Here is a 23,852-nt window from a genome sequence, read left to right on the forward strand (position 1 = left end):
TGTCGAATCACCGACTCACGATCAGGCCACGACGATTTCTACGAGGCGTGTTTTGCCCGAAGACAGCGCGTCTTCCAGCGCGGGCTTCAGCAGCAGCGCGTCGCTCACCCGAATCCCTTTGCAACCCATGCTGTTGGCCAGAGCGACGAAGTCCAGCCCCGGGAGGTCGGTGCCCTGTACCGGCTCCGACGCAGAGAAGCCGAATACGGGCGCGAATTCCTGCAACGCTGCGTAGCGCGCGTTGTTCAGGATTACAAATGTGATCGGGAGATCGAGCTGGACCGCACTGTAGATGGCTTGCGGCGAATACATCGCCGAGCCGTCACCAATGAGGCCGATCACGCGGCTGCCAGGTTTGCCCAAAGCCACGCCCACTGCGGCGGGCATGCCGTAGCCCAGACCGCCGCTTGCCATCGTGTAGAACGTCTGGCTGCGCGTGAACGGCAGATAACCTTGCATGACGGGACGCGAACTGGGCGCCTCCTCGACCACGATATCCGTTGCGTCGCGAACCTCGGACAGCGTCTGCAACGCATAGGCGACCGACATGACTGCCGCGGACTCGGCTCGCTTGACGACCTCACGAGGAGCCGGCAGAGGCCGGCCATGCGGTGCGGGACGGGCGAGCAGGTCCGTGAGCCCCAGGCGAACGTTCGCCACCACCGACGTGCCGACCGGGGTCCAAGCAGCGGTAGCCGGATCGTCGATGAGCTGGTACAACGCCGCGCCATCGGGCACATGCGGCCCACTGCCTTCGACGTGATACGCAAACGCCGGCGCCCCGACGGCGAAGATCAGGTCATGCCCGTTCAGCATCCGAACGATTTTTTCGCGCATCGCCGGCAGGAAACCGGCGAAAAGTCGATGATCTTCAGGGAAGCTGCAGCGTGACGACATCGGCGCAACATACACCCGCGCGTTGTGGCGCTCTGCCAGCTGGATGGCCTCACTCCAGGCATCCGCACGATCGAGTTCCGCGCCGACGACGATGGCCGGCCGTTTGCAGGCGTCCAGCGCGTCACCGATCTCCGCAACACGTACCGGATCGGGGCGGAACCGGGTGCTGACCCGTGTCACCTCGACGAAGTCCGCCGGCTGATCCCAGTCGTCGACCGGAATGGAAACGAACACCGGGCCACGCGGCTCCTGCATCGCCACGTGGTAAGCACGGGCGAGCGCCAGCGGCACATCCGCGGCACGGGCCGGTTCGATGCTCCACTTCACGTAGGGCCGCGGCAGCTCGGTGGCTTGCGATGCCGACAGAAACGGATCGAACGGCAGAATCGAACGGGCCTGCTGGCCGGCCGTGACGATCAGCGGCGTCCGGTTCTTGAAAGCCGTGAAGATGTTGCCCATCGCGTTGCCGACCCCAGCCGCCGAATGCAGGTTGACCAGAGCCGCATTGCCGGTCGCCTGGGCATACCCGTCCGCCATACCGACCACCACTGCCTCCTGCAATCCGAGCACGTACCGGAAGTCCGCCGGGAAGTCGCGGAACATCGGCAGTTCGGTCGAGCCGGGATTGGCAAATACGGACGTCAATTCGAGGCGCCGCATCAGGTCCACGACGGCATCGCGAACGGTCGGCTGCCCACTTGTGTTTCGTTGCATCTCGAATCCTCTGCGGTTCGCCACTCAGGCTGGCGGTGACTGGATGAACCGCAGTATGGGATTCGATGCCTTGTTTGAAAATTGCCAAATATGCCAAAAGTCATTACATTTCGGCATGATTCGATCATGTTGCCGGATGGGCCGATTTCGCCCGGAAGCCCTGCTGTACAAGGCTCTCCGCCGTCATCACGGGCTCCTCTGTAGCCGCAGCGAGCGGGCTCGGCGACTCCTTTCAGGGAAGATCTCTAGCTGGCGCCGGACAGCGCGGAATCTCGTTCAATCCCTTTGCCTTCTTTGAATCTGGTGCGCCACGATGAGTTTCAATCTGCAGCAGTTGATGATGTTCACCACGATCGTCTCCGCGGGTAGCCTGGGACGAGCCGCGACCATACTGAACATGACGCAGCCGGCGCTGAGCAGATCGATCAAGCGGCTCGAGGAATCCGTCGGGGCGCCGCTTTTCGAGCGCCACACCAAAGGGATGCAACTGACCGCGCTCGGCGAAGCATTGATGCCGCATGCGATGTCGCTGCAAAGGGAGGCTGAACAGGCGCGCGAGGAACTGGACGCGATGCGGGGCCTGGCGAAGGGGGTGATCAAGGTTGGCGCGGTGGGCAGCATAGCGAGCCTCGTCTTACCGATGGCCATCGCATGTGTGCTCGAGAAATGGCCCAATCTGCGCGTCGAGGTGATCGAAGGCGTGTGGGATCGTCTCGTCGAGGGCTTGCTTGCTTATGAAATCGACCTGGCGCTATGCACATCGGGAGTGGAAACCGAGGATGTCGCTGCGCTCTCCGATTGTTCATGGACCGACAGGAGTTTCGTGGTCGCGGCACCCGATCATCCGCTACGCGCGAAGCGCGGTCTTCGACTCGATGACACATTGACACAACGGTGGGCACTCACGCCCAAGGGAACCGGACCTTATGCCCACATGCAGGAAACCTTCAAGGCCCGCGGTCTGCCGATGCCGGCCATCGCGGTCGAGACCCGTTCGGTCACCGTGCTCAAAAGCCTCGTAGCACGATGTGGCTTTGTCTCCTGGATGGCCGAACCCATGTACGACACTGAAAGCAAAGCCGGCGTCATCGACGCCCTGGATATCGAAGGCCTGGATGCGCAACGCACTCTGACGGCGTTTCGGCGCAGGCGAGGCACGCTACCCACGCCCGCCGTCAAACTGCTGGACGAACTTCGTCATCTGACAGGATCTTTGCGCAAAGAAGGGCAACGCCTGTCTTAATAGCCTTGAATCACGCATGTCGACAATCCGATCCACGTGTTCAGGGAACATCCGAAATGAATGGGAACATAGTCCTTACTATCCCGACTTTAATTTGGTTCATCGAGGATTACCGGGGAACGCGGCGCGAATCTTGAGGAAGAAGTATTCGCCGTCGCGGTACCCGTAAGCTCGACGCTTGATGACCTTGATGGTGTTGTGATGCCTTCAACGATGCTGGTATTGAGCGGATGGCGGCAGCGAGTCACGATGCCGTGCCAGTAGCCCTGCAGACGCTCGACGTCGAACTCCGACAGTCGCGCGGGCAAGCGATCTTGCCCACATACCGAAATTCCAGGCCTGGCATTTGCTGCCTCCCGTCGCGGTCGCAATTGAAAATTGCGGGCAGGTAGCTTACCTCAGACCACGGCCAAGACTGCAGACGATAGTCGGAATCAGTCGCGGAGCCTTGCTACACAAGACTCTCACGCGAAACCGCCAGATTTTGCACGAAAAGGACGATTACCCCTCATCGCGCTCGCCGCGCGCCGGTAAATTTTGCAAGACCGGCAACCGGCATCATGGGCCAGTACTGCAAGGAGAAAAACGATGACCCTGCTTATCTATCTGGTCGGATGGATCATCTTCATCGGCGGCGTCGCCTGGGGCTTGATGACGCTGCACGTCTCTCAGCACATCATCGAGATCGTGGCCGTCATCCTGTTCGGCATCGCGGTCATCACCGGCGCGACGCGCGCCCGGAATCGCGACCGGTCGTAGTGTCACGGCGCGTCGCGCGCCGGCAGTCGCTCGTTGCGTCGGGTTCGACGTGCGAGCGTCAATCCGATTCTTCGCATTCCTTACGCTGATGGTCGATCTAGCGTGGGACGTCGTGCGTCATCGCTACGGTGGCGATCTGCAGTCGAATGCAAAGCGGCGCGTCAGCGAAACAAGCAAGCGGGAATCCCGAATCGTGATCCCGCCGTGCTCGTACGTGACGCGCCCGAATGTTCCCGGCCACCCATTGACTGCGGCGGCCGGGCGCTCACGTCGCTTACTTCCTCGGCAGCGGCGCGGTCAGCGAGCTGACGAGCGACGTCACCGGCGCCAGCAGACCGCCGCCTGCCCCGGCACTGCCCCCTTGCGCGGAATCGCTGTTCAGCGAAACCGCCAGCGCCGGGAGCACGCCGGCCACCGATCCGACAGCCGAACCGACCGAATGCACCGCCGCGTTGGCGATCGTCGCGCCGCCGGAGACGAGCGCGCCGACTGCATTGGTCGCGCCGCCGACCGCACCGGCCGCCGTGCCGCCGTTGAGCGCGACACTCAGTGCCGGAAGCGTGCCTGCGATCGCGCCCGTCGTGCCGGTTACGGTGTTCGCCAGCGTACCCGTCAGGCCGGTCGTGACCGCCGCGAGGGAGCCGGCCGCGCCGGTTGCGCCCGTGAGAACGCCGGTTCCGGTGCCGGCGATGCCGCCCGCGCCGCTCGTGGCCGATCCGAGCAACGACGTGACGGCCGATGCAAGCGGCGTGATCGCCGCCGTGCCGCTGCCGGCGACGCCGGTTACCGCGCCGGACACTGCGCCGATCGCGCCGGTGGCGGCACCGACCGGCAGCGATCCGCCGAGATTGCCGACGATGCTCGTGATCGGCGTGATCAGCGCGCCGCCGTTGCCCGCGACACCGGTGACGGCGTTGACGACACCCGTGCCGGTGTTGGCTACCGTGCCGACGATGTTGCCGAGACCGCCGGTCGCGCCACCGACACCGCCCAGTGTGCCAGTCAGTGTTCCGACTGCGCCCGTTGCCGTGTTCGCCACCGTGCTGACGACGCCGCCGAGACCACCGCCCCCCCTCCAACACCGCCCAGTGCGCCGGTCAGCGTTCCGACTGCGCCCGTGGCCGTGTTCGCTACCGTCCCGACGACGCCGCCGAGACCACCGGTCCCCCCTCCGATGCCACCCAGTGCGCCGGTCAGCGTCCCGACTGCGTCCGTTGCCGTGTTCGCTACCGTGCCGACGACGCCACCGAGGCCGCCGGTCCCGCCACCGATGCCGCCCAGTGCGCCGGTCAGCGTTCCGACTGCGCCGGTCGCCGTGTTCGCCACCGTGCCGACAACGCCGCCGAGACCACCGGTCCCGCCTCCAACACCACCCAGTGCGCCGGTCAGCGTTCCGACTGCGCCGGTTGCCGTGTTCGCCACCGTGCTGACGACGCCACCGAGGCCGCCGGTCCCGCCTCCAACGCCACCCAGTGCGCCGGTCAGCGTTCCGACTGCGCCCGTTGCCGTATTGGCTACCGTGCCGACGACGCCACCGAGGCCGCCGGTCCCGCCACCGATGCCGCCCAGTGCGCCGGTCAGCGTTCCGACTGCGCCGGTCGCCGTGTTCGCCACCGTGCCGACAACGCCGCCGAGACCACCGGTCCCGCCTCCAACACCACCCAGTGCGCCGGTCAGCGTTCCGACTGCGCCGGTTGCCGTGTTTGCTACCGTGCCAACGACGCCACCGAGGCCGCCGGTCACGCCTCCAACGCCACCCAGTGCGCCGGTCAGCGTTCCGACTGCGCCCGTTGCCGTATTGGCTACCGTGCCGACGACGCCACCAAGACCACCAGTCCCGCCACCGCCGACACCGCCCAACGCACCCGTCACCGTGCCGACTGCGCCGCTTGCCGCGTTGCCCACTGTCCCGGCAACACCACCGAGACCGCCGGCCCCGCCTCCGATGCCACCCAGTGCGCCGGTTACCGTACCGACCACACCACCAAGCCCGCCGGTCGGATCGCCAACACCACCCAATGCACCCGTTACCGTGCCGACTGCGCCGCTTGCCGCGTTGCCCACTGTCCCGGCAACACCACCGAGACCACCGGCCCCGCCTCCAACACCGCCCAGTGCGCCAGTCAACGTTCCGACTGCGCCCGTTGCCGTGTTCGCTACCGTGCCGACAACACCACCGAGACCGCCGGTCCCGCCTCCAACACCGCCCAGTGCGCCGGTCAGCGTCCCGACTGCGCCCGTTGCCGTGTTTGCTACCGTGCCGACAACACCACCAAGACCACCAGTGCCACCACCGCCGACACCGCCCAACGCACCCGTCACCGTACCGACTGCGCCGCTTGCCGCGTTGCCCACTGTCCCGACAACACCACCGAGACCACCGGCCCCGCCTCCAACACCGCCCAGTGCGCCGGTCAGCGTCCCGACTGCGCCCGTTGCCGTGTTTGCTACCGTGCCGACGACGCCACCAAGGCCGCCAGTCGGATTGCCACCACCGATGCCACCCAGCGCACCAGTTACCGTACCAATCACGCCACCAAGACCACCAGTGCCACCACCGCCGACACCGCCCAACGCACCCGTCACCGTACCGACTGCCCCGCTTGCCGCGTTGCCCACTGTCCCGACAATGCCGCCGAGGCCACCAGTCCCGCCGCCGACGCCGCCCAGCGCCCCCGTCAGCGTCCCGACTGCTCCCGTCGCCGTGTTCGCCACCGTGCCGACGACGCTACCGAGACCGCCAGTCGGGTTGCCACCACCGATGCCACCCAGTGCACCGGTTACCGTGCCAATCACGCCACCAAGACCACCGGTCCCGCCACCGCCGACACCGCCGACACCGCCCAATGCACCCGTTACCGTGCCGACTGCGCCGCTTGCCGCGTTGCCCACCGTCCCGACAATGCCGCCGAGACCGCCGGTCCCGCCGCCAACACCCCCCAGTGCGCCCGTCAGCGTCCCGACTGCGCCCGTCGCCGTGTTCGCCACCGTGCCAACGACGCCACCGAGACCACCGGTCGCACCGCCGCTGCCACCAATGCCACCCAACACGCCCGTCACGGCACCGACCGCGCCGGTGGCCGCGTTCGCCACCGTCCCGACGACACCACCAAGCCCGCCGGTCGTACCGCCACTTCCGCCGAGACCACCCAGCGCCCCCGTCACCGTACCGGCCACACCCGCGACCGGCTCGAGCAATCCGCTACCGATACCAATGGCCGCGCTTCCCGTCCCCGTCCCGGCCAGCCCGATCGAGATACCGCCTGCATTCGGGTTGCCGACCGTCACCGCCCCATTCCCCCATCCCGTCACCGTGCCGACGAGTCCCCCGGGCGCCGGCGACGCGCCTTCGATGATCCAGCCGTCGGTGTTGCTGAGACTTCCCGGCACGGCGGTCACGACCACCGCCTGGGACGCCGTGGCGGCCAGGCTGAACACAGCCGCGACCGACAGGGCGATACCCGTCAATTTCACGTTCATTTTCGTTTTCATGAGTAACCTCAGTTCGGTTGGACAACCGCGGAACAGCTCGAGCGATGACGCGTGGACCCTGTCGCCCGAAGGCGGCACGAATCGTTGGCGGAATGCCCGATACGGCAAAGCGTTGAAACAAGTTCGAACAGACCGATGCAACGGGATACCAAACACCGCGTGACGCGCTTCATGAAAACGATTCGCATCACGAAGTTTCTGAAATACGAATCTGAAAACAAACCACCAATAACCATCGATAAACGATCGGCCGCTCACGACGACTTCATCGCGAGCGGCCGTCGCCCCTCCCTTTAGAACTTCCACAACAGATTGCCGTACAACGCGTGATCGCTGATGTGGCCGCCAAGCTGGCCGCTATACGACAGGCCGAGCGACAGGTTCTTGGTCACGGCCGCATCGACGCCGACCTCGAGCACCGCGGCATCACGCGCGACCGGCACGCCGGTCACGCTGAACGGCGAACCGCCGCTCGCGAACGACAGCGTCGACGCCGGCTGCGTATTGCCGAATGCATGCCGCCAGCCGACGGTGCCGAACGCCGTGACCTTGCCCTTCGTCGTGACCGCGACGTCGGTCGAGGCCCGCACGCCGAGCGTCGAGAAGCCGAGGCCCGTCGTGTCGGAATCGCCCTGCAGCGCCGCCGCGCCGCCGTTCTCCTTGAAACCGCCGGTGTGCAGGCTCGCGAACGCGAGCCCGACGAACGGTTCGAGCGAGACGTTGCGAATGGCCGTCGAGTAGCCGATCTCGGTGAACACCTGCGTCGCGTTCGCGTCGTAGCTGGCGGTATCGTGGTCGGCGAAGCTGCCGAACGACGGATTGCGCTCGCTATGCACGCGGTACCACGACTGCGACACGCCACCGCGCACGTTCCACGCGTCGTATCGGCCGCTGGCGTACAGCGCGATCGTCCCGCCGTTGACCTTCGCCGACTCGTTCTGGTCGGTATTGAGCTGGCTGCGCGACGCGCCGCCCGCGATACCGACGCGCCAGTGGCTGCTGACTTCCGCATCCGTGCCGACGATGAAGCCGTACAGGTTGCGATCGATCGACGCGACGCCGTCGCCGTTGAACCGGCTATGCGAGCCGTACAGCCGGCCCCACACCGCGGGCTTGTACGACTTGGCCGGCGTGCAGCCGTTCTCCGCGGCCATGCGCCGGTCGAGCGCCGCCGCATGGTCGTCCGCCGACACCGGCGCCTCGCATCCGCACAACGCGCCGCCCGGCTGCGAACCGAGCCGCGCGCGATCGAGCACCGCGTCGCGCACGTAGCGGCTGTCCGACAGCAGCACGCTGCGCGTACTCGGATACAGATCGCCGGCCAGTTGCGTGAATGCGCGGTTCGCGGTCGTCGCATCCGACGTCAGCACCGTATCGAACAGCGGGTTGCCGGCGCCGAGCGTGCCGACCGCGCCCGCCACCGCTTGCCCGTCGGGCGTGGTCGCCACCGACGAGAACGGCGTGCCGTTCGGCGCCAGCGACATCAGTACCTGCGCCGGGTTGTACGTGAGCGTCGGCGTGAGGAACGCATACGTCGAGTTCACCGCGCTGAACTGCCCTTGCACGCCCGCGCCGGCATTCACGATGGTGTAGAGCTTGCCCGGCTGGTATTGCCCGGTCGCCGCGACGACCTGCACCGACCCACCGTTGAGCGTGGCGGAGCCGGTCACGTCGAGGCCGCCGCTCTGCTGCGGCGTGGCGCCGACCTGCAGCGTCGAGCCCGGCTGGAAGGTCGCGTTGCCCGCGACCTTCAGCGGCTGCCCGAGCTGGAGCACCGATGCAGTACCGCCGCCCGACACGACCAGGCCGCCGATCGTGCCCGTCCCGGTGACGGTCGCGCCGCTGCCGACGGTCACCGGCGAGCTGGCCAGCGAACCGGTGACGGCGAGCGTGCCGCCCGTCACGTTCGTCGGCCCGGACAGCGTGTTCGTCCCGCTCAGCACCTGCGCGCCCGTGCCGGCCAGCGTCAGCGGGCCGGTACCCGACAGCGTGCCCGCGAACGAGCTGGTGCCGGCGGTATTGACCGTCAGCGGCGTCGCGCCGAGATTCACGGTCGAACCCGTCGTACCCGACAGCGTGCCGATCGACTGCGGCGCGGCCGAGGCCGCCAGGTTCAGCGTCGCGCCGCTGCCCGCGAGGATCACCGGGCTCGTCGGCGCGAGGCTGCCTGCACCGGCGAGCGCGAGCATGCTGCCGCTGCCGATCGTCGTGCCGCCGGTGTACGTGTTGGCGCCGGTCAGCGTCTGCGTGCCGCCGCCCTGCACCGCGAAGCCGCCGGTGCCCGCGATCGTGCCGCCGAACGAACCGCCCGCCGGACCGGCCACGGTCAGCGTATTGCCGCCGAGATTCACGGTCGAACCGGCGGCGCCCGACAACGCGCTCGCCGTCTGCGGCGTCGTGGCCGCGCCGACGTCGAGCGTCGCGCCGTTGCCGGCCAGCGTCAGGGCGCTGCCCGCCGACAGGCTGCCGTTGCCGCCGATCGCCAGCGTGCTGCCGTTGCCGATCGTCGTGTTGCCCGTGTACACGTTCGCGCCGCCGAGGGTCGTCGTCGACGGGCCGCTCACCGCCAGGTTGCCCCCGCCCGAGATCGGGCCGCTCAGGCCGAGGTTGTTCACGCCGCCGACCGTCAGCGTCGAGCCCGTGCCGAGATTCACCGCGTTGCCGAGCGTCGTGCCCGCGACGCTGGCCCCGAGTGTGCCGCCGGTGCCGCCGACGCTCAGCGTGCCGCTGCCGAGTGCGGTCGGCGTGCCGGCCAGCAGCGTGCCGCCGCCGGTGACGCTCGTGCCGCCGGTGTAGGTGTTCGCCCCCGACAGCGTCGTCGTCGCCGGACCGTTGACCGCGAGCGTGCCGCTCCCCGAGATCGCGCCGGTCAGGCCGAGGCTGTTAGGGCCACTCACCGTCAGCGTCGCCCCCGTCCCGAGGTTCACCGCATTGGCGAGCGTCGTGCCCGGCGTGCCGGCTGCCAGCGTGCCGCCCGCACCGCTCGCGTTGAGCGTGCCGGTACCGAGCGCCGTGTTGCTGCCCGCGACCAGCGTGCCGCCACCGGTCAGGTTCGTGCCGCCCGAATACGTGTTCGGACCGGTCAGCGTCTCGGTGCCCGTGCCGCCCAACGTCAGGCTGCCACCCGTGCCGGCAATCGTGCCGCCGAACGTGCCGCTGCCCGACCCGCCGAGCGTCAGGTTGTTGCCGCCCAGGTTCACCGTCGAACCGGCGACGCCCGACAGCGCGGTTGTCGTTTGCGGCGTCGTCGCGCCGCTGACGTCGAAGGTCGCGCCCGCACCGGTCAGGCTCAGCGGGCTGCTACCGGAGAGGCTGCCGCCCGCGCCGATCGCCAGCGTGCCGCTGTTGATCGTCGTCGCACCGGTGTACGAGTTGTTGCCCGTCAGCGTTTGCGTGCCGCTGCCCGACAACGTCAAGCCGCCCGTGCCGGCCACGGTGCCGCCGTACGTGCCGTTACCGGCACCGGCCAGCGTCAGCGTGTTGCTGCCGAGATTCACGGTCGAACCCGACACGCCCGACACGGCGCCCGTGGTCTGCGGCGTCGTGGCCGCGCTCAGATCCAGCGTGGCGCCCGTACCCGACAGATCGACCGCGCTGCCGGCCGACAGGCTGCCGCCCGCGCCGACCGCCAGCGTGCTGCCGTTGCCGATCGTCGTGTTGCCGGTGTACGTGCCCGCGCCGGTGAGCGTCGTCGTCGACGGGCCGTTCACCGCCAGGTTGCCGCTGCCGCCGATCGCGCCGCCCAGGCCCAGATTGTTCGCACCGCCAACCGTCAACGTCGAACCCGCGCCGAGATTGATCGCGTTGGTCAGCGTCGTGCCGGCCACGCTGGTGCCGAGCGTGCCGCCCGCGCCGCTCGTGTTCAGCGCGCCCGTGCCGAGCGCCGAACCGTTGCCGGCGAGCAGCGTGCCGCCGCCGCTCAAGGTCGTGCCGCCCGTGTACGTGTTCGTCCCGTTGAGCGTTTCGGTACCCGTGCCCGCCAGCGTCAGGCTGCCGCCCGTGCCGGCGATCGTGCCGCCGTACGTGCCGCTGCCCGAGCCGCCGAGCGTCAGCACATTGCCGCCGAGGTTCACGGTCGACCCCGTGACGCCCGACAACGCACCCGTCGACTGCGGCGACGTGGCCGCGCTCAGATCGAGCGTCGCACCTGCACCGGCCAGATCGACCGCGCTGCCGCCGGACAGGCTGCCGCCCGCGCCGACCGCCAGCGTGCTGCCGTTGCCGATCGTCGTGTTGCCGGTGTACGTGCCGACGCCGGTGAGCGTCGTCGTCGACGGGCCGTTCACCGCCAGATTGCCGTTGCCCGAGAGCGTGCCGCCCAGGCCGAGATTGTTCGCACCGCCAACCGTCAGTGTCGACCCCGCGCCGAGGTTCACCGCGTTGCCGAGCGTCGTGCCGGCCACGCTGGTGCCGAGCGTGCCGCCCGCGCCGCTCGTGTTCAGCGCGCCCGTGCCCAGTGCCGAACCATTGCCCGCGATCAACGTGCCGCCACCGGTCAGGCTCGTGCCGCCCGTGTACGTGTTGACTCCGGTCAGCGTTTCGGTGCCCGTGCCGCCGAGCGTCAGGCTGCCGCCAGCACCCGCGATCGTGCCGTCGTAAGTACCGCTACCCGACCCGCCGAGCGTCAGGTTGTTGCCGCCCAGGTTCACCGTCGAACCGGCCACGCCCGACAGCGTGCCGGTCGTCTGCGGCGTGGTCGCGCCGCTCAGGTCGAAGGTTGCGCCCGCACCCGTCAGGCTCACCGGCGTCGTCCCCGACAGGCTGCCGCCCGCGCCGATCGCCAGCGTGCCGCTGTTGATCGTGGTGGCGCCCGTGTACGTATTGCTGCCCGTCAGCGTTTCCGTGCCGGTGCCCGACATCGTCACGCCGCCGGTGCCGGCGATGTTGCCCGCATAGGTACCGCTGGCCGACCCGCCGAGCGTCAGGTTGTTGTTGCCCAGGTTCACCGTCGAGCCGGCCACACCCGAGATCGCGCCGGTCGATTGCGGCGACGCGGCGCCGCTCAGGTCGAGCGTCGCGCCGGCCGCCGTCAGGCTGACCGGGCTGCTCGACGACAGGCTGCCGTTGCCGCCGATCGCGAGCGTGCCGCTGTTGATCGTCGTCGCGCCGGTGTAGGTGTTGGTGCCCGTCAGCGTTTCGGTGCCGGTGCCCGACAGCGTCAACCCGCCCGTGCCGCCGATCACGCCCCCGTACGTGCCGCTGCCCGCGCCGCCGAGCGTCAGCGTATTGCCGCCCAGGTTGACGTTCGTGCCCGCGCCGCCGGACAGCGCGCCGGTCGTCTGCGCGGAAGTCGCCGCGCTCAGGTCGAGCGTCGCACCCGTGCCCGACAGGTCGATCGCGCTGCCCGACGACAGGCTGCCGCCCGCGCCGACCGCCAGCGTGCTGCCGCCGCCGATCGTCGTGCTACCGGTGTAGGTATTCGCGCCCGACAGCGTCGTCGTCGAAGGACCATTGACCGCGAGGTTGCCGCTGCCGCCGATCGCGCCGCCCAGACCCAGATTGTTCGCACCGCCAACCGTCAGCGTCGAACCCGCGCCGAGATTCACCGCGTTGCCGAGCGTCGTGCCGGGCGTGCTCGCGGCCAGCGTGCCGCCTGCGCCGCTCGTGTTCAGCGCCCCCGTGCCGAGCGCCGAGCCGTTGCCCGCCACCAGCGTGCCGCCGCCGCTCAGGGTCGTGCCGCCGGTGTAGGTATTGTTGCCGGTCAGCGTTTCGGTGCCCGTGCCCGACAACGTGAGGCTGCCGCCCGCGCCCGCGATCGTGCCACCGTACGTGCCGTTGCCCGTGCCGCCGAGCGTCAGGTTGTTGCCGCCGAGGTTCACCGTCGAACCGACGACGCCCGACAGCGTGCCCGTGGTCTGCGGCGTGGTCGCGCCGCTGACGTCGAAGGTCGCGCCCGCACCGGCCAGATTCACCGGGCTGCTGCCTGACAGGCTGCCGCCCGCGCCGATCGCCAGCGTGCCGCTGTTGATCGTCGTCGCACCGGTGTACGTGTTGGTCCCCGTCAACGTTTCCGTGCCGGTGCCCGACAGCGTCAAGCCGCCCGTGCCGCCGACCGTTCCGCCGAACGTGCCGTTGCCCGACCCGCCGAGCGTCAGCGTGTTGCCGCCGAGGTTCACCGCCGAACCGGCTGCGCCCGACAGCGTGCCCGTGGTCTGCGGCGACGTGGCCGCGCTCACGTCCAGGGTCGCGCCCGCGCCGGCCAGATCGATCGCGCTGCCCGACGACAGGCTGCCGCCCGCGCCGACCGCCAGCGTGCTGCCGTTGCCGATCGTCGTGTTGCCGGTGTACGTGCCCGCGCCGGTGAGCGTCGTCGTCGACGGACCATTCACCGCGAGGTTGCCGCTGCCCGAGATCGCGCCGCCGAGACCCAGGTTGTTCGCACCGCCAACCGTCAATGTCGAGCCCGAACCGAGATTGATCGCGTTGGTCAGCGTCGTACCGGCCACGCTGGTGCCGAGCGTGCCGCCTGCGCCGCTCGTGTTCAGCGCGCCCGTGCCGAGCGCCGAGCCGCTGCCCGCGATCAGCGTGCCGCCGCCGGTGAGATTCGTGCCACCCGTGTAGGTATTGTTGCCCGTCAGCGTTTCGGTACCCGTGCCCGACAACGTGAGGCTGCCGCCCGCGCCCGCGATCGTGCCGCCGTACGTGCCGCTGCCCGTGCCGCCGAGCGTCAGGTTGTTGCCCCCAGGTTCACCGTCGAACCGGCCACGCCCGACAGCGTACCCGTGGTCTGCGGCGTGGTCGCGCCGCTGACGTCGAAGGTCGCGCCCGCACCGGCCAGATTCACCGGGCTGCTGCCTGACAGGCTGCCGCCTGCGCCGATCGCCAGCGTGCCGCTGTTGATCGTCGTCGCGCCGGTGTACGTGTTGGTGCCGGTCAGCGTTTCCGTTCCCGTACCGGCCATCGTCAGCCCGCCGGTGCCGCCGATCGTCCCCGCATAGCTGCCGTTGCCGGCGCCGGCCAGCGTCAGCGTGTTGCCGCCGAGGTTCACGTTCGTGCCCGCTACGCCGGACAGCATGCCGCTCGTCTGCGGCGTGGTCGCCGCGCTGATGTCGAGCGTCGCGCCCGTGCCCGCGAGGTCGAGCGCGCTGCCCGCCGACAGGCCGCCGCCCGCGCCCACCGCCAGCGTGCTGCCGCCGCCGATCGTCGTGTTGCCGGTGTAGGTGTTCACGCCCGTGAGCGTCGTCGTCGACGGGCCGCTGACCGACAGACCGCCGCTGCCCGAAATCCCGCCGCCCAGCCCGAGATCGTTCGCACCGCCAACCGTCAGCGTCGAACCCGCGCCGAGATTCACCGCATTGCCGAGCGTCGTGCCGGCCACGCTCGTGCCGAGCGAGCCACCCGCGCCCGTCACGTTCAGCGCGCCGGAGCCCAGCGCGCTGCCGTTGCCAGCGATGAGCCCGCCGCCGCTCAACGTGGTGCCGCCGTCATAGGTGTTCGTGCCGGTGAGCGTCGTGGTGCCCGCACCGGTCTGCGCAAGCCCGCCGCTGCCGGAAATCGTGCCGCTCAGGCCGAGATCGTTCGCGCCGTTCAGCCCGAGCGTCGCACCCGCGCCGAGCGTCACCGCGTTGCCGAGCGTCGTGCCGCTCACGCTGGCGTTCAGCGTGCCGTTGCCGGTCACGTTCAACGCGCCGGAACCGAGCGCCGTATTGCTGCCCACGCTCAGTCCGCCGCTGTTCAGCGTCGTCCCGCCGCCGTAGGTGTTCGCGCCGCCGAGCGTGGTCGTGCCCGCGCCGGACTGCACCACGCCGCCCGCGCCGGAAATCGTCCCGTTCAGGCCGAAGTCGAACCCGCCGCCGAGATGCAGCGTCGAGCCGATGCCCAGATCGACGGCGTTCGCCAGCAGCAGGTTCGCCGTGCTCGCACTGAGCGCGCCGCCGCTGCCGGTGACGGTGAGTGCGCCCGTGCCGAGCGCCGTATTGCTGCCGACCGACAGACCGCCGGCGCCGAGCGTCGTACCGCCCGTGTACGTGTTCGCGCCGGTGAGCGCGGTCGTTCCGCTGCCGGTTTGCGCGAGACTGCCGCCGCCGGCGATGATGCCGCCGAGGCCCAGGTCGTTCGTGCCGCCGAGCGTCAGTGACGAACCGGTGCCGAGATTCACCGCGTTGTTCAGCGTCGTGCCGGCGATGCTCGCGGCCAGCGTGCCGCCGGCGCCGGCGACGTTCAACGCGCCCGTGCCGAGTGCCGAGCCGTTGCCCGCGACCAGCGTGCCGCCACCGGCGAGGTTCGTACCGCCCGTGTACGTGTTGGCCCCGTTCAGCGTTTCGGTGCCCGTGCCCGACAGCGTCAAGCTGCCGCCTGCGCCCGCGATCGTGCCGCCGTACGTGCCGCTGCCGGCGCCGCCGAGCGTCAGGCCGTTGCCGCCGAGGTTCACCGTCGAACCGGCCACCCCCGACAGCGTGCCGATCGCCTGCGGCAGCGCCGCGCCGCTCAGGTCGAACGTCGCGCCGGCGCCGCCCAGATTCACCGCGCCGCCTGCCGCCAGGCTGCCTCCCGCGCCGATCGCCAGCGTGCCGCTGTTGATCAGTGTGCCGCCGGTGTAGGTGTTGGTGCCCGTCAACGTTTCCGTGCCGGTGCCGGCGAGCGTCAGCCCGCCCGCACCGCCGATCGTGCCGCCGAACGTGCCGTTACCGGAGCCGCCGAGCGTCAGCGTATTGCCGCCGAGATTCACCGCCGCGCCGGCCGTACCGACCAGCCCGCCCGTCGTCTGCGGCGACGTGGCCGCGCTCAGGTCGAGCGTCGCGCCCGCGCCGGCCAGATCGAACAGGCTGCCGCCCGACAGGCTGCCGCCGGCACCCACCGCGAGCGTGCTGCCGTTGCCGATCGTCGTGTTGCCGGTGTAGCTGCCCGCCCCGTGAGCGTCGTGATCGACGGGCCGCTGACCGACAGATTGCCGCCGCCCGAAATCGCGCCGCCGAGGCCAAGATTGTTCGCGCCGCCGACCGTCAGCGTCGCGCCCGCGCCGAGATTCACCGCGTTGCCGAGCACCGTGCCGCCGACGTTCGTGCCGAGCGAGCCGCCCGCGCCGGTCACGTTCAACGCGCCCGTGCCGAGCGCCGAGCCATTGCCGGCGATCAAGCCGCCACCGCTCAGCGTCGTGCCGCCCGAGAACGTGTTCGCCCCGAGCAGCGTCGTCGTGCCGCTGCCGGTTTGCGCGAGGCCGCCGTTGCCGGCAATCACGCCGCCCAGGCTCAGATCGGCCGCGCCGTTCAGCCCGAGCGTCGCGCCCGCGCCGAGGTTCACCGCGTTGCCGAGCAAGGTACCGGCGACGTTCGTGGCAAGCGTGCCGCCCGCCCCGCTCACATTCAGCGCGCCGGTGCCGAGCGCCGCGCCGGTGCCGGCGATCAGTCCGCCTCCGCTCAGCGTCGTGCCGCCCGAGAACGTGTTCGCCCCGAGCAGCGTCGTCGTGCCGGTGCCGGTTTGCGCGAGCCCGCCGTTGCCGGCGATCGTGCCGCTCAGGCCGAGATCGTTCGCGCCGTTCAACCCCAGCGTGACACCGGCGCCGAGATTGACCGCATTGCCGAGCGTCACGCCCGGCACGCTGGCGCCGAGCGACGCCGAGCCGTTGACGTCGAGTGCGCCGAGGCCGAGCGCCGCGCCGCTGCCGACGACCAGGCCGCCGCCCGTCAGCGCGGTGCCGCCCGCATACGTGTTGTTGCCGGTCAGTGCCTGCGAGCCGGTGCCGGCAAGCGTCAGCCCGCCCGCCCCGCCGATGTTGCCCGCGAAGACGCCGCTGCCGCTGCCCGCGAGCGTCAGGTGGTTCGCACCGAGATCGATCGTCGAACCGGCGACACCCGACAGCGTGCCGATCGACTGCGGCGTGGTCGCACCGCTGATATTGAACTGCGCACCGGCGCCGGTCAGGTTGACGGGGCTCGACGCGGCAAGGCTGCCGCCCGCGCCGATCGCGAGCGTGCCGCTGCCGATCGTGGTGCCGCCGGTAAACGTTTCGGCCGCGGTGAGCGTCGTTCTACCCGGGCCGTTCACGGACAGGCCGCCGCTACCGGAAATGATCCCGCCCAGCCCGAGATCGTTCGCACCGCCAACCGTCAGCGCCGCGCCCGCGCCGAGCTGGATCGCGTTGCCGAGCACCGTACCGCCGACGGTCGTGCCGAGCGAGCCGCCCGCGCCGGTCACGTTCAGCGCGCCCGTACCCAGTGCCGCGCCGTTGCCGGCGAGGATGCCGCCGCCGGCGAGCGTCGTGCCGCCCGAGAACGTGTTCGCGCCGGTCAGCGTCGTGATGCCCGAGCCGATTTGCGCGAGACCGCCGTTCCCGGCGATCACGCCGTTCAGGCCGAGATCGTGCGTGCCGGTCAAGGACAGCGTCGCGCCCGCGCCGAGGTTCATCGCGTTGCCCAGCGCGATGCCGTTCACGCTCGCGCCGAGCGCACCGCCCGCGCCGGCGACGTTGAGCGCGCCGCTGCCGAGCGCCGTATTGCTGCCGGCGAGCAGCGTGCCGGCGCTCAGCGTCGTGCCGCCGCCGAAGGTGTTCGCGCCGGACAGCGTCGTCGTCCCCGTGCCGCTCAGCACGAGACCGCCGGTGCCGCCGATCGCGCCGCTCAGGCCGAGGTCGTTCGCGCCATTCAGCGTCAGCGATGCGCCGTTCAGGTTGATGCCGTTCGCGAGTGCCGCGCCGGCAGCCAGATCCGCGCTCAGCGAACCGCCGAGGCCGCTCACGTTCAACGCGCCGCCCACGCCGAGCGCCGTGTTGCCGCCGACGATCAGGCTGCCGCCGCCCGTCAGGCTCGCGCCGCCCGTAAATGTGTTCGCGCCGGACAGCGTCGTCGCGCCGGTACCGCCGAGCGCCAGGCCGCCCGCGCCCGAGATCGCGCCGTTCAGGCCGAGATCGGCGGCGCCGTTCAGACCGAGCGTTGCGCCCGCACCCAGATTCACTGCATTGCCGAGTACGGTGCCAGCGACGTTCGTCGCGAGCGTGCCGCCCGTGCCGGATACGTTCAGCGCGCCCGTGCCGAGCGCCGCGCCGTTGCCGGCGATCAACCCGCCGCCGCTCAGCGCCGTGCCGCCCGAGAACGTGTTCGCGCCGAGCAGCGTCGTCGTGCCGGCACCGGTTTGCGCCAGGCTGCCGCTCCCGCCGATCGCACCGCCGAGGCTCAGGTCGGCCGCGCCGTTCAGGCCGAGCGTCGCGCCCGCGCCGAGGTTCACCGCATTGCCCAGCAGCGTGCCGACGACGCTCGTCGCGAGCGTGCCGCCCGCGCCGGATACGTTCAGCGCCCCCGTGCCGAGCGCCGCGCCATTGCCGGCGATCAACCCGCCGCCGCTCAGCGCGGTGCCGCCCGAGAACGTGTTCACGCCGAGCAGCGTCGTCGTGCCCGTGCCGCTTTGCGCGAGACCGCCGTTACCGGCGATCGTGCCGCCGAGGCTCAGGCCGGCCGCGCCGTTCAGGCCCAGCGTGGCGCCAGCATCGAGATTCACCGCATTGCCGAGCAGCGTGCCGCCGACGTTGGTCCCCAGCGAGCCGCCCGCGCCGGTCACATGCAGCGCGCCGGTGCCGAGCGCCGCGCCGGTGCCGGCGATCAGCCCGCCGCCGCTCAGCGCGGTGCCGCCCGAGAACGTGTTCGCGCCGAGCAGCGTCGTCGTCCCCGCGCCGGTTTGCGCAAGACCGCCATTGCCGGCGATCGTGCCGCCGAGGCCGAGGTTGGCCGAACCGTTCAGGCCGAGCGTCACGCCGGCGTCGATATTCACGGCATTGCCGAGCAACGTGCCGCCGATGCTGGTGCCGAGCGTGCCGCCCGCGCTGCTCACGTTCAGCGCGCCCGTGCCGAGCGCCGTGCCGGTGCCGACGACGAGCCCGCCGCCGCCCGTCAGATTCGTTCCGCCCGTGAACGAATTGGCGCCGTTCAGCGTCAGCGTGCCGGTGCCGCTCGCGTTCAGCGCACCGCCGCCGCCGATCGTGCCCGACAACGCGAGCCCGTTCGCGCCGTCGACCGTCAGGCTCGTGCCGAGCGCCACGTTGTTGAGGAGGTTCACGCCGGCCGTGCCGGCCTCGAGCGTGCCGCCGCCGGCGACGATCGTGCCGGTGCCCAGGGCCCCGGCGTCGTGGACGATCGCGGTGCCGCCGGTCAGCGACGCGTTCGTCGCGGTCGATGCGCCGGTGAGGTCCCACGTGCCGCCCTGCACGCCGAGGTTGTTGAAGTTGCCGTACGTATCGACTGCAATGGTGCCGTTCGCCGGGCTGCCGACAGTCGTGTTCAGTTGCAGGTTGAGCGTGTTGTTGCCGCCCAGCCCGGCATCGACGCCGAGCCCGACCGACGACCCGGTCTGCGCATTGAACGTGTTCGACGTGCCGAGGGCCGCGCCCAGCGACACGTTGCCGGTGACGGTGCCGGCGTTGGTGAACGTGTTCCCCGCGCCCGGCGTCCCGCTGGGCGCGAGCACCACCGAACCGTTGATCGCGCCGCCGCTCGCGTTGGTGAAGTTGACCTGTGCGCCGCCCGACGTGGTCACGACCTGCGCGGTCGGGCCGGCGCTGAAGCCCAGCAAGCCGGTCGTACCGATCGTGCCGGCATTCGTGATGTTCGTCGTGCCGCCCGTGCCGTTGTATACCGTCAACGCCGGCCCGTTGAGCAGCGAGCTCGTCGACCCCATCATCACGCCCGAGCTGGCGTTCGTGACGTTGACGGTGCTCGCCGACCCGATATTGCCGACCACCGTGCCGTTCGACACGAGGCTCAACCCGGACAACGCGGGGTCGATCCTGCCGTTGTTGGTCAGCGTGACGCCGCTGCCGGTCAGCGACAGCGCGGTGCCGCCGAGCAACGGCACCACGGATACGGTCGCGAGCGGCGCAACGGTCAGGTTGAGATTATTGGTGCCGTTCGAATAGGACGTGGTGGCTCCGGTACAACTGACGGTCGTCGTTCCGGTGCAGGCGGCCAGCGCGTCAACGGGGACGATCCCGGCGCCGACCAGCGCGACCAGCATGCCGGTCGGGACGAGGAGTTTCGGACGTGCTTCCGCGCGCTTTTTGTTCGAGCCCATGCGCATACGCATAATCACACCTTCCCATAAGAGAATCGACGACACCGGGTATTGCCTCGACGCATTTAAAATGCCGAAGACAAATACTGGAATTCGCTATTCGATGTTTTTTTCGAAAAATACCGCCCCGCCACCAATCCGGAGTGGTTGGCTGGATTAAAAACAAATGAGAATGAATCGATGAGAATTATTGAATCGGCATATTTTACTTTTAAGTCCCCTTCGTCACCCGGTAAGTTTTTCGCTAATCAGAAACAGTTGTTTTCATATAGCCGGAAGCACTGCCCCGGGGAGCACAGTCGAGCCCCGTTCGTCCCTGCAGGCCAACACCGCCTCCCCGCCGAAATCCCGTATGTATGAAGCCTTCCGCCCGACAATCAAACGCCGGACCTGCCCGGTCGGACAACCGTACCGCCGTCGCCCCGCCTACCCGTTCGTCAGTACCTGCCGTCCGATTCTCATGTCTCCAGGCGTGATCGCGAGACAAATATAGGCTCGACTCGCAAACGTTTTCCATGGGCCGGATATTTTTTTGGCAAATCTCAACATTCTTTCATCTCGATTAACTAATTTTCCCCCGAGATGAAAATGATTCTCTTTAAGTAAATCACGCAAATCATTAAGAAAGGCAAAAAAATCAAATTCCCGGATGCCGACTTTTTACCGGATCTGCTTTAATTGATTCAGATCCGCCGCATTGCCTTTCCGATTCGCGGGCGATAACGAGGTGTCCAAGGGAGAACTTCACGATGGTGACGTTGAACATCAACAACCGGCCGGCCGAGATCGATGCCGATCCGTCGACGCCGGTGCTCTGGGTGCTGCGCGACAACCTCGGGCTGACCGGCACCAAGTTCGGCTGCGGCACTGGCGACTGCGGCGCCTGCACCGTTCATGTCGACGGCCGGGCGGCCCGAAGCTGCACGCTGGCGCTGTCGGCGGTCGGCAGTGCGCGCATCACGACGTCCGAACATCTCGCCGACGATGCGCTCGGCAAGGCCGTCCTCGACGCGTGGCTCCGGCACGACGTCGCGCAATGCGGCTACTGCCAGAGCGGTCAGATGATGAGCGCGGCCGCCCTGCTGCGCGGCAACAAGGCACCGACCGACGCCGACATCGATCGCGCGATGGCCGGCAACCTGTGCCGTTGCGCGACCTACCAGCGCATCCGCGCCGCGATTCACGATGCGGCCAGCGCGCTTGCCTGAGCCTGCCGGGAGACTTTGACCATGCGTATTCGCACTGCCGGGCGCCCGGCGAGCACCGACGCCCCCCACCCCGACGCTTCGCCGGTCGCCGGAACAGGTTCTCCGTCGCTCGGCCGGCGCGGCTTCCTGAAGCTCACGATGGCGGCGAGCGGCTGCCTTGCACTGGGCTTCGCTCCGAACCGGGCCACGGCCGAAGCCGGCAAAGCCCTTCCGTCTTCGCCACCGCAAGCATTCCTGATCATCGCGCCGGACAACACGGTGACGATCGCCGTCAACCGGACGGAATCCGGCCAGGGCGTCAGCACCGCGCTGCCGATGGCACTGGCCGACGAACTGGATGCCGACTGGCGCAACGTACGCACCGTGCTCGCACCGGCCGGCGAGCCGTACAAGGACCCGGTGACGGGCATCCAGATGACCGGCGGCGCGACGTCGGTCAATCACTCGTTCGCGCAATACCGCGAACTCGGCGCGTCCGCCCGCGCGATGCTCGTCGCCGCGGCCGCGCGGCGCTGGAACGTCGATCCCGCCGCGTGCCGCACCGCGAACGGTGTCGTGACGGCCGGCAACCGCAGCGCGACCTACGGCGAACTGGCGCCCGACGCGATGGCGATGCCGGTGCCGCAGCGGGTGCCGTTGAAATCGCCGGACCAGTTCCGCATCATCGGCAAGCCGACCCCGCGCATCGACGCACGCGCGATGCTCGACGGCACGCTCAAGTACGGGATGGACTGGCGCCTGCCGGACATGAAGGTGGCCGTGGTCGCCCGCCCGCCACGCTTCGGCGGGCAGGTCGCGAGCTACAACGCGGCCGCGGCCCGGGCGGTCAAGGGCGTGGTGGAAGTCGTCGAGATCCCGGTCGACCGCGGCGGCACCGGCGTGGCCGTCATCGCCGATGGGTACTGGCCGGCCAAACTCGGGCGCGATGCGCTGCAGGTCACATGGAAAGACAGCGGGTCGAGCGTGTCGTCAGCGGAACAGATACGCGCTTACAAGCAGCTCGCCGCCTCGCCCGGCACCGTGGTGCGGACAGCGTCGAGCGGCAGTGCGCCGCCCCCGGCAACACGAATTCAGAAGGATTACGAATTTCCGTATCTCGCGCATGCGCCGATGGAGCCGCTCAGCTGTACGGTGGACGTCGGCCCGGCGAGCTGCGCGTGCGGGATCAAGATCTGGGGCGGATCGTCGCTGCAGACGGCCGATCGCGCCGCGGTCGCGAAGGCGCTCGGCGTGGCGCCGGCCAAGGTCCAGATCTTCACGTTGACGTCGGGCGGCGACTACGGCCGGCGTTCGACGCCGACGTCGGACTACGTGGTCGAAGCCGCGCGCGTATCCGCCGCCTATCTGGCGGCCGGCCACCTCGGCCCGGTCAAGACGATCTGGACGCGCGAGGACGATCTGCGCGGCGGCTATTACCGCCCGATGGTGCTGCATCGCGTCGACATCGGCGTGGACGGCAGCGGCACCGTGCGAGACTGGCAGCACGTCGTCGTCGGCCAGTCGGTGCTGAAGGGTTCGCCGCTCGAGCGCACGACGATTCGCAAGGGTGGCGTCGACCCCGCGCTGACCGAAGGCGTCGCCGACAGCCCGTACGGCTTTCCGATGCAGGTGTCGGTCCATCAGACGGACGCGGACGTGCCGGTCCAGTCGTGGCGCTCGGGCGGCCATACGCATACGGCATTCGTGATGGAGACGCTGGTCGACGAGCTCGCGCACGCAGCGCGACAGGACCCGGTCGCGTATCGGATGGCACGGCTGTCCGGTCCCGAGCACGCGCCCCATCGCCAGGCGCTCGCGCTCGCCGTCGACAAATCCGGCTACGGCACGCGCACGCTGCCTGCCGGGCACGCATGGGGTACGGCCATGCACGAATCGGCCGGGACGGTCGTGGCTTACGTGACGGAGGTCTCGATCGAAGCGCAGCAACCGCGCGTGCATCGCGTGACGGCCGGCGTGTATGCGGGCCGCATCGTCAACCCGACCGGCGCGGAAGCGCAGATCCAGGGCGGCGCGCTGTTCGGCCTCGCGACGACGAAGCCGGGCTTCGCGATCGACGTCGACCATGGCGCGGTGCGCAACGCCGGTTTCGCCGACTATCCACCTGTGCGCATGCAGGAAGCGCCGCCGGTGGATGTCTTCTTCGTTCCGTCGGACGCGCATCCGACCGGGTTGAGCGACGCCGGCGTGCCGCCGATCGCACCGGCGGTGGCCAACGGTGCGTTCGTCCTGACCGGCGAGCGGATGCATGCGTTGCCGTTCGCGCCGATGCTGGTCGCGGCAGCCGCCCCGGCGATGCCGACGGCCCCCGCGGCAGCCGTCGACGACGATCCGTACGGCGACCTGCCGGCCGGCGGCTGCCGGATGCCGCGCAAGGTCAAGCCGGCCGCATTGAAGCCCAGGACCGATCAAAGTCACGCAGGCGTCGGCCAGGCGCCCTCGGTGCCGAAATTCCTGCGGCCGAAACGGCGCGCCGGCATCCCGTGCATCGACGATCTGAAGAAAGGCACGGTGTGACGTAGACGATCCGGCCAGCGGCTGCGCCC

General features: G+C 69.5%; 5 protein-coding genes and 3 pseudogenes. 4 read left to right on the forward strand and 4 right to left on the reverse strand.

Translation table 11 applies throughout. The annotated features are described in order from the left end of the window. Positions 1-21: 21 nt before the first annotated feature. Complete coding sequence (mdlC, locus tag SY91_RS30170) at positions 22-1,611, reverse strand: benzoylformate decarboxylase (protein WP_023474655.1); 1,590 nt, start codon at positions 1,609-1,611, stop codon at positions 22-24. A 313-nt stretch (positions 1,612-1,924) separates the two neighbouring features. Here mdlC and SY91_RS30175 point away from each other — a divergent pair, with 313 nt between their 5' ends. After that, positions 1,925-2,854 carry a LysR family transcriptional regulator gene (locus SY91_RS30175; RefSeq protein WP_023474656.1) on the forward strand — a complete coding sequence of 310 codons (930 nt, stop codon included), beginning with the start codon at positions 1,925-1,927 and terminating at the stop codon, positions 2,852-2,854. A 99-nt stretch (positions 2,855-2,953) separates the two neighbouring features. Here SY91_RS30175 and SY91_RS30180 read toward each other — a convergent pair. Then, positions 2,954-3,132 (reverse strand): annotated as a pseudogene (locus SY91_RS30180) (transposase); the annotation flags it as partial. 310 nt (positions 3,133-3,442) lie between these two features. Between SY91_RS30180 and SY91_RS30185 the strand changes: the two are divergent. Continuing rightward, positions 3,443-3,613: a hypothetical protein gene (locus SY91_RS30185; protein WP_006397039.1), complete on the forward strand. Its 171-nt coding sequence runs from the start codon at positions 3,443-3,445 to the stop codon at positions 3,611-3,613. A 274-nt stretch (positions 3,614-3,887) separates the two neighbouring features. On the opposite strand, the pseudogene SY91_RS30190 reads toward SY91_RS30185, so the two are convergent. Both SY91_RS30190 and SY91_RS35545 read right to left on the reverse strand, forming a co-directional pair. Continuing rightward, positions 3,888-7,093 (reverse strand): annotated as a pseudogene (locus tag SY91_RS30190) (beta strand repeat-containing protein). Positions 7,094-7,398: 305 nt separating this feature from the next. Next, positions 7,399-20,113 (reverse strand): annotated as a pseudogene (locus tag SY91_RS35545) (autotransporter-associated beta strand repeat-containing protein). A 737-nt stretch (positions 20,114-20,850) separates the two neighbouring features. On the opposite strand from SY91_RS35545, the gene SY91_RS30200 reads away from it, so the two are divergent. Both SY91_RS30200 and SY91_RS30205 read left to right on the forward strand, forming a co-directional pair. Then, a complete protein-coding gene (locus SY91_RS30200; protein WP_011549039.1) occupies positions 20,851-21,309 on the forward strand; it encodes a (2Fe-2S)-binding protein in 459 nt (152 codons plus the stop codon). Between the two features lie 21 nt (positions 21,310-21,330). Continuing rightward, a complete protein-coding gene (locus SY91_RS30205) occupies positions 21,331-23,823 on the forward strand; it encodes a xanthine dehydrogenase family protein molybdopterin-binding subunit (RefSeq protein ID WP_023477422.1) in 2,493 nt (830 codons plus the stop codon). Positions 23,824-23,852 lie beyond the last annotated feature (29 nt).

The organism is Burkholderia cenocepacia (assembly GCF_014211915.1).
Classification (GTDB): Bacteria; Pseudomonadota; Gammaproteobacteria; order Burkholderiales; family Burkholderiaceae; genus Burkholderia; species Burkholderia orbicola.

What these genes read in the sequence shown, in the direction of transcription:
- mdlC (WP_023474655.1), bottom strand. Translation starts at nt 1,611, where the DNA reads ATGCAACGAAACACAAGTGGGCAGCCGACCGTTCGCGATGCCGTCGTG.
- SY91_RS30205 (WP_023477422.1), top strand. Translation starts at nt 21,331, where the DNA reads ATGCGTATTCGCACTGCCGGGCGCCCGGCGAGCACCGACGCCCCCCAC.
- SY91_RS30175 (WP_023474656.1), top strand. Translation starts at nt 1,925, where the DNA reads ATGAGTTTCAATCTGCAGCAGTTGATGATGTTCACCACGATCGTCTCC.
- SY91_RS30185 (WP_006397039.1), top strand. Translation starts at nt 3,443, where the DNA reads ATGACCCTGCTTATCTATCTGGTCGGATGGATCATCTTCATCGGCGGC.
- SY91_RS30200 (WP_011549039.1), top strand. Translation starts at nt 20,851, where the DNA reads ATGGTGACGTTGAACATCAACAACCGGCCGGCCGAGATCGATGCCGAT.